This window comes from Cellulomonas humilata, assembly GCF_013359775.1.
Classification (GTDB): domain Bacteria; phylum Actinomycetota; class Actinomycetes; order Actinomycetales; family Cellulomonadaceae; genus Cellulomonas; species Cellulomonas humilata.
In genome coordinates, this window is sequence record NZ_JABMCI010000067.1 from 271770 (window position 1) to 284817 (window position 13048).

The window sequence follows — 13048 nt, forward strand, 5'->3', positions numbered from 1 at the left end:
CACCGGCCCTGGTGCGCGCGCGGCTGCCGAGCAGGCTGGAAGGGACCGGTCGGCGCGTCGGTGCCGGGCACCGTGGCCCGCACGCGAGCCGGCCGGCACGCACCCGGAGGTGATCATGGCCGGCACGATGAGTCCCGTCCTGACGGACGACAGGTCCGCCTGGCACCTACCGCACCCAGGCGCCCTGCGGCGGTGGGCACCGCTCGCGGGCGTGCTCGCGCTGGCTGCCCTGACAGGCCTGCTGACCGGTCAGGTCGCACCGCTCGGCCCGGTCTCGTCGGTCGGCGCGCTGGTCGTCATGGCGACCGGCGCCGGACTCGGCCTCGTCGGGGGACGGGTGGTGCGCTCCGCCTGGGTCGTCGTCCCGCTGGCCGTCGTGCACGTCGCCGCGATCGAGATCGCCCGCAGTGACGTGCTCCTGCCCACCGTGCACGACGTCCGGATCGACTCGATCTGGGGCCTGCTGGCGCTCGTTCTGGGTCGCGGGGTGCATGCCCTGCTGCTGGTCCTGCCGATGATCCTGGGCGCCCGAGTGGGGGCCGGTCGGCCGCGTCGGCGAGCCGGTGCGGTGGGCACCGCCGTCGTCGGCGCGCTCACCCTCGGGCTGGCGGTCGTCGTGGCGCTGCCCGCCGGAACTCCGCCCGTGCGCGACGCCGACGGCGAGATCGTGCCCGGCAGCGTCGCGACCCTCGACACGGTCTGGCTCGGCGGAGACCCCCACTCCGTCCTGGTCCGGGCCGCCGACCCCGACGCTCCGGTGCTGCTCTACCTGTCGGGCGGTCCCGGGCAGTCCGACCTCGCGCTGGCCCGGGTCCTGTCCGAGCCCTGGGTCGACGACGTCGTCTTCGCGACCTTCGACCAGCGGGGAAACGGCACGTCCTACGCCGCGCTCCTGCCCACCGAGGAGGCCACGCTCGACCGGGCCGTCGCCGACGTCATCGACCTCACCCTCCACCTCCGAGCCCGCTTCGACGAGGACAAGGTCATCCTCATGGGGGAGTCCTGGGGAACGATCCTCGGCGTCCTGGCTGTCGAGCGGCGGCCCGACCTGTTCCACGCCTACCTCGGCAGCGGGCAGATGGTCGACGTCACCGAGACCGACCGCAGGATCTACCGGGACCTCGTCGACTACGCGGACCGGACCGGCGACCGGGCGGTGGCGGACCTGACCGAGCGGATCGGGGAGCCGCCCTACGCCGACCTGCCATGGGCGAACGCCGACGTGATGCTGGCCTACGAGTACCTGTACGGGCCGTACACGCCGTCCGAGGGCTACCTGGCGCGCGGTGAGGCCTCCGGGCTGGACGCGTTCGGCGTCCGAGGGGTCGAGTACACGTTCCTCGACAAGGTCGACGTGCTGCGCGGCCTCATGGACACCTTCGCGGTGATGTACCCGCAGATCCAGGGCCTGGACCTGCGGCAGGAGGTCCCGCGCCTGGAGGTCCCGGTGTTCGTGCTCGACGGTGCCGCGGAGCTGGACGGTCGACGCGACCTCGCCCTCGAGTGGTACGCGGCCCTGGACGCACCGCAGAAGCGGCTCGTGACGTTCCAGGACGCGGCGCACGCGGTGGCGTTCGAGCAGGCCGGCGCCGTCGACCGGCTGCTGGTCGAGGAGGTCCTCCCGCTGGTGGGTGAGCGTTGACTCCGACGGGTGCGACGGCGTGGGGGCCCTCCCGACGGAGGGCTCCCACTGTGCCGTTACGAGGTCGGTGACGGGGGCGGCGACGTGGTGTCGCCCTCGCAGCCGTGGCTGATCACGAGCTGCGCATTGGTCTTGACGCCGTTGTAGCTGGCGACGGCTGTTCCGATCAGCGCGGACGCGTTCTGGTAGGGGGCCATGAACTTGAAGGCGCCGTTTCCGGACTGCACCATCGACGACGTCCCGGAGGGCAGCGTGATGTCCGCGGCGGTGGCCTTGTTGGCCGTGAGCACGAACAGCAGATAGGGCGCGACGCCGTCGTCGCAACGGTTGTCCTGGAGAGTTCCGTCGGAATTCAGCCCTTGCCCGGAATACGTGACCAGGTTGGGGTATCCGGGGTCGGCGGACGCCGACGAGACCACGCTGATTCCCAGGATGACCAGGACCACAGCGCTGAGCAGTGCGATCAGCTTCCTCACGAATGCTCCTCGGGGGTGTGAGGGGAGGGTGGGGCCGAGCGGGTCCGTTGCGGCGCGCCGGAATCAACCGACGCCGGGGACCCACCGGCACGGCTTTCCACTGCACGGAACACCGCCGTCACCCGGAGTGCATTCCTCGTTGAATGCCACCTGCCGGACAAATCGGATGCTACTCCGGCAGTCCCGGGAAACCGCGGGTGAAGAACTCAGCCGGCGTCCGGGGGAAGGACGACCTCGACGCCCGCTGCCTCCAGGGCCACGGCAAGATCCGGGGGAGGAGGCGCGTCGGTGACCAGGTAGTCCGCACGCCCCAGCTCGGCGATCTGCGCGAACAGCCGGCGACCGAACTTGCTGGAGTCGGCGAGGACGGCGACCTTGGCCGACCGGTCCATCATCGCGCTCATCATCGCCGCCTCGCCGAGATTGCTGGTGGAGTAGCCGGCGTCGGCGTTGACCGCTCCGACGCCGATGAGGGCGAGGTCGCAGCGGATGTCGCGGTCCGCGCCGCTCTCGGTGGGGAACGTGACGGCGCCGATCGTGCCCTGCGCGCTCAGCCGGACGACGCCGCCGAACACGTACAGGTCGCGGAACGCGAGCGGGTTGATCTCGGTCGGCATGCGCAGGGAGTTCGTCGCGACGGTGAGGTCGCGGTGCTCGGACAGGTGGCGCGCGACCGCGAGGGTCGTGGTGCCGGCGTTGATCATGAGCGCTTCCCCATCCCGCACGAGGCCCGCCGCCAGCGCGCCGATCTGGTCCTTGGCCGAGGTCTGGAGCCGCAGCCGGACGTCCAGACCTGTGTCCGGACGGGGGACGGCCTGCGGGCTGATCGCGCCGCCGTGCGTGCGGATGAGGACGCCGTCGGCGTCGAGGGCGTCGAGGTCGCGCCGGATGGTGTCGGCGGAGACGTCGAACCGCTCGGCGAGGTTGGCGACGGTCACCTGTCCCTGCTCGGCGACGTACGCCGCGAGGTCGGCCTTGCGGCCCGCGGGGAGGCGCCGTGACGTGCCGTCGGTGGTCGCTGACATGGAACTACTGAACCACAGGTCTGCGGGTTTGTGCGAGAACCCGCATGCAGGCGTGCCCTGCTCAGATCTGGCAGCGAACCAGACATTTGCCCAGTTCAGAGGCGAAGAACCAGGTAGATCGTGTGCGCCGGCGATCGACACGGCCAGGTCACGGAGTGGTTGCGACTCGCAAGTACCGGTTGACGACGCACATCCACGGGTCTACGTTGGCGGAAACACGCAGAAGTGCGCAGACAGTCGCACCAAGCGGCAGATTTCGAGGATGGGAGAGTCATGAGCAAGGGCGCTCACGTAGGACGCTTCATTGCACTCACCGGTGTCACAGCACTTGCGCTCACGGCCTGCTCCGGGGGCGGCGGGTCCAGCTCGGACGGCGACGGCGACTCGGGGGGTGACGTCACTCTCGAGTTCTCGCAGTGGTGGGAGCCCGAGCTCCCCGACGGCGCGTTCCGCGAGCTGATGGACAAGTTCGAGGCCGAGAACCCCGGTATCACGGTCGATCTGCTGTCCGGCCCGTACGCCTCGACCAAGGAGCAGGTGGTCGCCGGTGCGGCCGCCGGCACCATGTCGGACGTCGTCGGCCTCGACGGCGCATGGGTCAGCGACTTCGCCGACCAGGGCGCGATCACCGACCTGTCCGCGGTCATGTCCGAGGCGGGCTACGACGAGTCGCAGCTGGCCAGCCAGGTCCAGGTGGACGGCAAGACCTACATGATCCCGGTGGTGAACTTCGTCTACCCGATGTTCACCAACGACGACCTGCTGGGCCAGGCGGGCGTCACGGCACCGCCCACCAACCGCACGGAGTTCGCGGACGCCGCCGCCAAGATCACCACCGGTGACGCGCACGGCTGGATCCTCCCGCTCTCGCTCGAGGCCCCCAACGGCATCCAGAACGACGTCATGTCGTGGGTGTGGGCGTCCGGCGGCTCGATGCTCAAGGACGGCCAGCCCGCCCTCACCGACAACGAGGACGTCACCAGCGCCACGGACTACATCCAGGGCCTGTGGGACGCCGGCGTCGTCGCCCCCGGCTCCTTCACCATGAAGGAGCAGGACAAGGTCGAGGAGTTCAGCAACGGCCGGGTCGGCATGATGATCGACTCGCTCGCCCACGTGAATCTCATCCGGGAGTCCAACCCGGATCTGAACTTCAGCATCTCGGCCATCCCGGCCGAGGACGACTACACCGGTGAGCGCGGCATCCCGTACGCCTCGTGGGGCATCGGCATCGCCGAGAACTCGGAGCACAAGGCCGAGGCGTTCAAGCTCGTCGAGTTCCTCATGAGCGAGGAGACCAACAGCGAGCTGTCGTCGATCGCCAACGCGTTCCCCGGTAACACGACCTCCGTGCCCGACTTCGTCGAGGAGGACGAGCTGTTCGCCACCGCGTTCGAGATCTACCAGTCGGGCTTCCCGGCGAACGAGTTCACCGGTCTGCCCGTGGCCGAGCAGCTCATGCGCGACTTCGGCGAGGAGTTCCAGAAGGCGCTCGACGGTCAGCAGTCGATGCAGGACGCGCTCGCCGCGGCCCAGACCAAGTGGGAAGAGGAGTTCTAGGCCACCAGCCCGGAACGCCCGGGCCGCGCCGGACACGCATCGCCGGCGCGGCCCACCCCCTCAGGGAGAGAGCCCCGTGTCCATGTCACAGACCACCAGCCCCGAAGCGGAGGCACGGCCCACCAGGGCCGCCCCGCCCCCCGGTGCAGACTCCGCCCGGACGCGCACCATCGGCCGGATCAAGCGCACGCTGACGCCCTACGGCTTCCTCAGCCCCACCGGCGTCCTCCTGATCATCCTGATGGTCACGCCGATCATCATGGTCGTCAGCTACTCGCTGCTCGACGGCGTGATCACCAACAAGAACCCCGCGTTCGTGGGATTCGAGAACTACGTCGAGGTGCTCACCGACCCGGTGTTCTTCACCGCGGTGCGCAACACGCTCGTGTTCACCATCTCGTCCGTGGTCGTGCACTTCGTGATCGGCCTGGCATTCGCCCTGCTGCTGAACTCGCCGCTGCTGGGCAACCGGAGCAAGGCGTTCTTCCGGGTGCTCTACATCCTCCCGTGGCTGTTCACGGTGGCGATCGTGGCGGTGCTCTGGCGGCTGCTGCTCAGCCCGAACGGCGTCATCAACTACCTGCTCGGCACCACCGGGATCACCGACGGCAACACCGAGTGGCTGGCCAACCCCTCGACCGCGCTGGCGGCCGTCACGTTCATCAACATCTGGTCCGGCTACCCGTTCTTCATGATCTCGCTGCTGGCCGGCCTGCAGGGCATTCCCCGGGACCTGTACGAGGCGGCGAAGGTCGACGGCGCCGGCGCGCTGGCGCAGTTCCGCAACGTCACGCTCCCGCAGCTGAAGCCGATCATCATCTCGATGGCGCTCCTGGACTTCATCTGGACGACGCAGCAGTTCGCGCTCATCTGGATGACCACCGGCGGCGGACCCATCAACTCCACCGAGGTGCTCTCCACGTTCACCTACAAGCTCGCGTTCACCGAGTACGAGTTCTCGGTGGCCTCCGCCTCCGCCGTCCTCGTGCTCCTCATGTCGATGGTTCTCGCGTTCTTCTACGTGCGGCACCAGAAGGCGAGGGACTGAGATGACCACGCTGGCCACCCCGGCGCTGACCGCCGAGCGCCCCGCACTGCGCACACCGCCCAAGCACACCGGCAAGAAGGTGGCGGTCATCGTCGCCCTGGTCGTCGGTGCCTGCTTCTCGGCGCTGCCCGTGGTGTGGATGCTCTCGAGCTCGTTCAAGTCGAACCCGGAGATCTTCGAGTTCCCGCCGCGCCTCATCACGCCGGGCTTCTCGTTCGACGCGTACACGACGATCCTCACCGACCCCACCAAGCTGCGGTTCTTCTTCAACAGCTACGTCATCGCGCTCGCGGTGACCGCCTTGTCGCTGGTCGTCGCGGTGCACGCGGCGTACGCCTTCAGCCGGTACGAGTTCTGGGGGAAGAAGACGATCAACGTGGTCGTCGTCTCCGTCCAGGCCGTCCCGCCGATCACGTTGCTGATCCCGTACTTCGGGCTCGTCGTGGCGCTCAAGCTCTATAACACCTACCAGGGCCTGATCCTCACCTACATGGTGTTCACGCTGCCGTACGCGATCATCATGATGACGGGGTATTTCAATACCCTTCCCAAAGAGCTGGACGAGGCCGTCAAGGTGGACGGGGCCGGTCCGCTGACCGCATTGTGGCGCATTCTCATGCCCATCTCGGTACCGGGCCTGGTGTCGGTCGGCGTGTACACGTTCATGATCTGCTGGAACGAGTTCCTCTTCGCGCTGACGCTGACCAGGACCGAAGACATGCGCACGGTCCCCATCGGTATCCAGCTGCTCATGGGCCAGCACTCGTACGAATGGAACGAGATGATGGCGATGAGCATTCTCGGGTGCATTCCCGTGCTGCTCCTCTTCCTCTTCTTCCAGCGCTACTTCATCGGGGGGATGACCGCCGGCGCCGTGAAGATCTAGTACCCCCCAATCCTCAGAAACACACACACAGGAAAGTTGACACACCATGTTGATGAACGGCCGAGACCTGCTCGCGGTGGCGAACGAGAACTACTTCGCCATCCCCGCCTTCAACATCAGCGACTACGCGATGGGCAAGGGGATCTTCGAGATCTCCGAGAAGCTGAACGCCCCGCTGATCGTCGCCATCCACCCGGACGAGGTGTCGCACATCGGTGGCGACGCGCTGGCCGCGCTCATCCAGCGCGCGCACCGCTCGTCCGTGCCGGTCGCCATCCACTGGGACCACGGCGGCACCTACGAGCAGGTGCTCCTGGCGATCCAGCTCGGGTTCACGTCGGCCATGATCGACGCGTCGATGCAGCCGTTCGAGGACAACGTCGCGATCACCACGAAGGTCGTCGACACCGCGCACGCGGTCGGCCTGTCGGTCGAGGGCGAGCTGGGCACCATCGGCAAGCTCGACGAGCAGGCGGAGGACGGCGTGCTCGTCGACCAGATCGCGTTCACCGACCCCGCCGAGGCCGTCGAGTACGTCCAGCGCACCGGCGTGGACAGCCTCGCGATCGCCATCGGCACCGCGCACGGCCTGTACCCGAAGCACGTGACCCCCCAGCTGAAGCTCGACCTGCTCCAGCAGATCAAGGCGCTCCTGCCCATCCCGCTGGTGCTGCACGGCGGCTCGGGCAACCCGGACGACGAGATCGGTCAGTCGGTCAAGCTCGGGGTCAACAAGATCAACATCTCGAGCGACATCAAGGTGGCGTACCACGACAAGATGCGGGAGATCCTGGCGGACACCTCGCTGCGTGAGCCCAACTCGATCCAGCCGCCGTGCATCGCCGCGATGCAGGAGGTCGCCGCCCAGAAGATCCACCTGTTCGACGCGGCCGGCAAGGCCGACCTGTACTGACCGGTCCGGACACGACGCGCGAAGGAGCAGCCGACCGATGAGCACGAGGTTCGTGCTGGGCATGGGTGGCACGGTCGACTACGAGATCCGCTGGGACGCGGCCGTGCTGGAGCAGCTGGCCGCGGAGCACCGGATCGGTCCCGAGGACCTCGACCTGCGCGCGCCGGTCGAGTCGGTGCGCGACCTCGTGCGGAGCCTGCTGGCGTTCGTCCGCGACGGTGTCGGGGGAGAGCGGTTCGTCGCCTCCTCCGACATCGTCGAGGCGGTCGCCGCCCGGTTCACCAAGGCGATCACCCTGGGCGGCACGTGCGTGCGGGCGGCGATCGCGATGGACGTGCTCGGGGTGCCGAGCACGATGCACCTGGTGTCCATCGACGACACCGTGCGTCGGCTGCTGCCCGCGTCCGTCGACTACGTGTCGAGCGCCGAGCACGACTCCCGCGACCCGCACCTGATCGTGCAGTACCCCGCCGGCGCCCGGGTGCGGGTGGGCGAGGTCGAGCTCGTCGCCCCGCACCCCAACCGGATCATCTACGCCAACGACCCGCCGCACCGCGAGCTGCGGATCGCCGCGGACCTCCCGGACGCGCTGCGGACGGCCGACGTCTTCCTGCTCTCGTCGTTCAACGTGATCCAGGACCCGGACACGCTCGAGTCCCGCCTGGCGCAGGTGCGCGACGCCATGCGCACCATGCCCCCGGACTCGCTGGTGGTGTTCGAGGACGCCGGCTACCACGTGCCCGAGCTGAGCCGGCGCGTGCGGGACGAGATGGTGTGGTCGGCTGACGTCTACAGCCTCAACGAGGACGAGATGCAGGCCTACCTCGGCCGCGAGGTGGACCTGCTCGACGCGTCGACGGTCGCGAAGGCGGTCGCCGAGCTGCACCACCTGGTCCCTGCGCCGACGCTGGTGGTGCACAGCAAGTACTGGGCCCTCGCGGTAGGTCAGCGAGCGGCCGCACTGGGGCCGTCGCTCGTCGGGGGCATCACGATGGCGAGCACGCGCTACCGGCTCGGCGACGAGTTCACGGCGGAGGACTACGCGGCGACCGCTGCCACGACCCTGAGCGGGTCGACCCGACGTCTCGCGTCGGAGGTCGCGGACCTGCTCGGCGCCGACGCGTGCGTGGTGCCGGCGCTGGACCTGAGCGACGTCGCGGCGCCGACGACGATCGGGCTCGGCGACTCGTTCGTCGGGGGCTTCCTCGCGGCGCTGGACCGGCGATGACCGCCTGGACCGAGCTGACCGACGACGGCCGGATCTCCCTGCCGGAGGCGCTCGCGACCGTCGAGGTGCGGGGTGGGGTGATCGCCGTGCGGCTGGCCGGGGGGCTCGCGTTCGACGTCCTGCCCGACCGTGGCCTCGACCTCGGCGCCACCTGGTGGGGCTCGACGCCCGTCGCGTGGCGCTCCCCGAACCCCGTCGACCCGGGACCCGGCCGGGACTGGGAGTCGCGCTTCCTCGGCGGGCTCCTGGCCACCTGCGGCCCGGACAACATCGGCGAGCCGCGCGGCTCGTCGGGCCAGCACGGGACCCACCACCTCACTCCCGCCGCCGACGTGCACTGGTCGCGGGAGCGGGTGGGGGACGCCTGGCAGGTGTGCGTGACGGGCACGGTCGCGCACACCTCGCTGGGCGGCCCGCGCATCCTGGTCGAGCGGTCGATCGTGGCGGCGACCGGTGTCCCCGCGGTCGAGGTCCGCGACGTCGTCCGCAACGTCGGGGACGAGCCGGTCGGCGTCCCGCTGCTCTACCACGTCAACCTCGGTGCGCCGCTCCTGCGCCCCGGTGTGCGCCTGCACGTCGACGCGGACGAGTGGGTGGTCCGGGAACCGCTCCCGGAGGGTCGCCACCCGCTGGTCACCCCGGCGCCGGCGTCCGGTCTGGCGCCCGTGGTCGCCGAGCACGTCGGCGTGCGTGGCGCGCGTGCGACGCTCGTCGGCGACGAGGAGCTCCCCGACGTCGTCGTCACCTGGACCGGCGCGACGCTGCCGCGGCTGTGCACGTGGAGCTGGCCCGCCCGCGGCGCGTACGTGCTCGGCGTCGAACCCACCAACGCGCCCCTGTTCGGCCCCGAGAGGGACCTGCCGCACGCCGGCGCTCCCGTGCTCGAACCCGGTGCGACCTGGCGCACGGGCGTCCGCATCGCGATCGAGGAATCCTCATGAAGCCGCTGTTCCTGCCCGCCAACCAGCCCGCCGGCCGGTTCTACGCCGGAGGCCGCCAGATCTCCGACTTCCGCGGCACCGGGCCGGCAGCCAGCCACGAGCCCGAGGACTGGGTGGGATCGGCGACCTCGGTGTTCGGGCACGAGCCGGTCGGTCTGACCGTGCTCCCCGACGGCCGGCTGCTCCGCGACGCGATCGACGCGAACCCCGTGGACTGGCTGGGTGCCGAGCACGTCGCCGCATTCGGCTCCGACCCGGCCCTGCTGGTCAAGCTGCTCGACGCCGGCCAGCGCCTGCCGGTGCACGCCCACCCGGACGTCCCGTTCGCCGCCGAGCACCTCGGTCTCGCGCACGGCAAGACCGAGGCGTGGGTGGTGCTCGAGCCCGCCCGCGTGCACCTGGGGTTCACGCGGGACGTCGACGTCGACGAGCTGACCGGCTGGGTGCGGGCGCAGGACACCGACGCGATGCTCGGGGCGATGCACGTGCTCGACCTCGACGCGGGCGACGCGGTGCTTGTCCCCGCCGGCCTCCCGCACGCGATCGGCCAGGGCGCGTTCGTCGTCGAGCTCCAGGAGCCGACCGACCTGTCGATCCTGCTGGAGTGGTCCGGGTTCGAGATCGACGGGGCCGCCGACGGGCATCTCGGGCTGGGGTTCGACGTCGCGCTCGCAGCGGTGGACCGGCGCGGCTGGACCGCCGAGGAGATCGCCCGGCTGCGCGGTGCGACCGCGGCGTCCTCGGGGGACCTGCTGCCCGAGGCGGCGGCCTTCTTCCGGGTGGAGCGGTGGACCGGTGCGCGTGAGCTCGACGCGGGACTCGCGGTGCTCGTCGTCGTCGCGGGCGACGGCGTCCTCGTGGCGGGTGGGGAGTCGTCTCCGCTGCGGCGCGGACAGACGGTCCTGCTCCCCGCCATCGTCGGTCGCGTCGCGCTCGAAGGCGCCGGGCTCCAGGTCGTCGTCTGCCGCCCGCCGCGTCCCTGACCTGCGGGTTCGCTGCCTCGCGTTGCACTTTCACCCGATCGGTCGAACGATGGTTTGCACGGGGGATGCTCCGGCCGACGTCAAGGTGAACAACGAAGTTCGACCGAGGGACGGCAGAGATGCTCAGCTCACGACGCACATGGATGGGGGCCGGGGGCGCAGCGGTGCTCGCGGCAGGGTTGGCGACCGGCGGGGTCGCGGCGGGCGGCGACAGCGTCGATCGCGGACGCGGGAACGACCGCGTGGTGGCCAAGAACGTGATCTTCATGGTCGGCGACGGCCTGAGCCTCGCGGCCAGAGAGGCCACCCGGCTCGCGACCGTCGGCCAGGACGGGCAGCTGGAGATGGACTCGCTGCGCTACGCCGGCTGGACGCACACCGACTCGGCCGACCTGGAGGAGGCCGTGACCGACTCCGCCGCGGGCGCCACGGCGTTCGCTGCGGGCGTGCGCACCTACAACGGGGCGGTGTCGGTCGACGTGAACGGCGCCCCGGTGAAGACCCTGCTGGAGCACGCGAACGACCTGCGCAAGGCGACGGGCCTGGTCTCGACCGCCCAGGTCACGGACGCGACCCCCGCGGCCTTCGGCTCCCACGTGCCCGACCGTGGCGACCAGAGCGAGATCGCGCGCCAGTTCATCGAGGTCACCAAGCCGGACGTCATCCTCGGCGGTGGCGAGGACTGGTGGTACCCGGTGGGCGACCCGGGGGCCTACCCGGACGACCCGGCGGACCCGCGTCCCGAGGTGAGCAAGAGCACCATCGGCAACCTCGTCGAGCTGGCCGAGGGGGCGGGCTACGACTACGTCAGCACCCCCGCGGAGCTCGCGGCGACGGACTCCGACAAGATCCTCGGCCTGTTCGCCAACGAGGAGATGTTCGAGCAGTTCCCCGAGGGTCAGGGCGACGAGTACGCACCGGTCGTGCCGCTCACGGACATGACGGCGAAGGCGCTCGACGTGCTCTCCCAGGACCGGCGGGGCTTCTTCCTGATGGTCGAGGAGGAGGCCATCGACGAGATGGAGCACGCCAACAACGGCGCGCTCACCCTGAAGGCCGGCCAGGCGCTCGACGCCACGGTGGCCCTGGTCCGGCAGTTCGCCGCGTCGCACCCCGGCACGCTGGTCGTCGTGGTCGGTGACCACGAGACCGGTGGGCTGGCCATCGAGAACGTCTCGTCGACCGACGAGTCGGGTGACCCGACCAGCACCGTCCCCGGCGTCCTGCAGAGCCTGGAGGACGGTCCGTTCCCGATCGCGAACAGCGACCTGGAGTTCACGATCGACTGGACGACGAGCGGGCACACGGGCGCCGCGACGCCGCTGACCGCCGAGGGGCCGGGAGCCGAACGGCTGGCACGCTCGCAGGACAACACCGACGTGTTCACGGTGGTCCTGGACGCGATGCGCGGCCGGCGCTGACGCACGACGAGGGCGGCTGTGCGGACGCGCAGCCGCCCTCGTCGCCGGCGGTCAGGACTGGAGGAACTCGAGCAGGTCGGCGTTGATCGTCGCCGCCTCGGTGGTCGGCATGCCGTGCGGGAACCCGGCGTAGGTCTTCAGGGTCCCGTTCTGCAGCAGCTGCGCCGACAACGGTGCGGAGTCCGCGTACGGGACCACCTGGTCGTCGTCGCCGTGCATCACGAGCACCGGGACCGTGATCTTCTTCAGGTCCTCGGTGAAGTCGGTCTGCGAGAACGCGACGATGCCGTCGTAGTGCGCCTTGGCGCCGCCCATCATCCCCTGGCGCCACCAGTTCTCGATGATCGCCTCGGACGGATCGCGGCCGGGCCGGTTGAAGCCGTAGAACTCGGTGGCGGCCAGGGCCCGGTAGAAGTTCGACCGGTTGGTGGCCACCTGCTCCTGGAGCCCGTCGAAGACTGCCTTCGGCAGGCCGCCCGGGTTGGCGTCGGTCTGCACCATGATCGGCGGCACCGCGCTGATCAGCACCGCCTTGGCGACGCGGCTCTCCCCGTGCCGGGCGATGTAGTGCACCACCTCGCCGCCGCCGGTGGAGTGGCCGATGTGGACGGCGTCGTGCAGGTCCAGGTGCTCGGTCAGGGCGGCCAGGTCGTCCGCGTAGTGGTCCATGTCGTGGCCGTCGCTGGTCTGCGTGGACCGCCCGTGCCCGCGGCGGTCGTGCGCGATGACGCGGTAGCCGTGCTGGAGGAAGAAGAGCAGCTGGGTGTCCCAGTCGTCGGCCGAGAGCGGCCAGCCGTGGCTGAAGACGAGCGGCTGACCCGACCCCCAGTCCTTGTAGAAGATCTCGGTGCCGTCGGTCGTCGTGATCGTGCCCATGGGTGACCCTCCTGGAGAACGAGAACGGTCATCCGAGACTAAGCGGGCA

At 70.0% G+C, this 13048-nt stretch carries 12 protein-coding genes; 9 read left to right on the plus strand and 3 right to left on the minus strand.

Going from position 1 to position 13048, the window contains the following annotated elements; genetic code table 11:
• Positions 1-115 precede the first annotated feature (115 nt).
• Positions 116-1642, plus strand: a complete 1527-nt coding sequence (locus tag HP550_RS14770; protein ID WP_210768110.1) for an alpha/beta fold hydrolase — start codon at positions 116-118, stop codon at positions 1640-1642.
• Positions 1643-1698: 56 nt separating this feature from the next.
• On the opposite strand, the gene HP550_RS14775 is transcribed toward HP550_RS14770, so the two are convergent.
• Together HP550_RS14775 and HP550_RS14780 are read right to left on the minus strand one after the other, a co-directional pair.
• Positions 1699-2118 carry a hypothetical protein gene (locus HP550_RS14775; RefSeq protein WP_175348435.1) on the minus strand — a complete coding sequence of 140 codons (420 nt, stop codon included), beginning with the start codon at positions 2116-2118 and terminating at the stop codon, positions 1699-1701.
• Between the two features lie 206 nt (positions 2119-2324).
• Positions 2325-3143, minus strand: a complete 819-nt coding sequence (locus tag HP550_RS14780; RefSeq protein WP_175348436.1) for a DeoR/GlpR family DNA-binding transcription regulator — start codon at positions 3141-3143, stop codon at positions 2325-2327.
• Between the two features lie 273 nt (positions 3144-3416).
• On the opposite strand from HP550_RS14780, the gene HP550_RS14785 reads away from it, so the two are divergent.
• The 8 genes from HP550_RS14785 (at position 3417) to HP550_RS14820 (ending at position 12123) form a co-directional block, all read left to right on the plus strand.
• Positions 3417-4703, plus strand: coding sequence for an ABC transporter substrate-binding protein (locus HP550_RS14785; RefSeq protein ID WP_175348437.1), 1287 nt, complete (start codon positions 3417-3419; stop codon positions 4701-4703).
• An 82-nt stretch (positions 4704-4785) separates the two neighbouring features.
• Positions 4786-5751 carry a carbohydrate ABC transporter permease gene (locus HP550_RS14790; protein WP_175348438.1) on the plus strand — a complete coding sequence of 322 codons (966 nt, stop codon included), beginning with the start codon at positions 4786-4788 and terminating at the stop codon, positions 5749-5751.
• A gap of 1 nt (position 5752) precedes the next feature.
• The gene (locus HP550_RS14795; protein ID WP_246280877.1) at positions 5753-6637 is read left to right on the plus strand and encodes a carbohydrate ABC transporter permease; all 885 of its coding nucleotides are present in this window, start codon (positions 5753-5755) and stop codon (positions 6635-6637) included.
• A 52-nt stretch (positions 6638-6689) separates the two neighbouring features.
• Positions 6690-7550 (plus strand): ketose-bisphosphate aldolase, encoded by an 861-nt coding sequence (locus HP550_RS14800; RefSeq protein ID WP_246280878.1) that lies wholly within the window; start codon positions 6690-6692, stop codon positions 7548-7550.
• A 37-nt stretch (positions 7551-7587) separates the two neighbouring features.
• Positions 7588-8778, plus strand: coding sequence for an ADP-dependent glucokinase/phosphofructokinase (locus HP550_RS14805; RefSeq protein WP_175348440.1), 1191 nt, complete (start codon positions 7588-7590; stop codon positions 8776-8778).
• On the plus strand, positions 8775-9719 hold the full coding sequence (locus tag HP550_RS14810) for a DUF4432 family protein (RefSeq protein ID WP_175348441.1): 945 nt from the start codon (positions 8775-8777) through the stop codon (positions 9717-9719). The genes HP550_RS14805 and HP550_RS14810 overlap by 4 nt, the downstream gene beginning before the upstream one ends.
• On the plus strand, positions 9716-10702 hold the full coding sequence (locus HP550_RS14815) for a class I mannose-6-phosphate isomerase (RefSeq protein WP_175348442.1): 987 nt from the start codon (positions 9716-9718) through the stop codon (positions 10700-10702). The genes HP550_RS14810 and HP550_RS14815 overlap by 4 nt, the downstream gene beginning before the upstream one ends.
• Positions 10703-10821: 119 nt before the next feature.
• On the plus strand, positions 10822-12123 hold the full coding sequence (locus tag HP550_RS14820) for an alkaline phosphatase (RefSeq protein ID WP_246280879.1): 1302 nt from the start codon (positions 10822-10824) through the stop codon (positions 12121-12123).
• A gap of 51 nt (positions 12124-12174) precedes the next feature.
• On the opposite strand, the gene HP550_RS14825 is transcribed toward HP550_RS14820, so the two are convergent.
• Positions 12175-12999, minus strand: a complete 825-nt coding sequence (locus tag HP550_RS14825; RefSeq protein ID WP_175348443.1) for an alpha/beta fold hydrolase — start codon at positions 12997-12999, stop codon at positions 12175-12177.
• Positions 13000-13048: the final 49 nt, after the last annotated feature.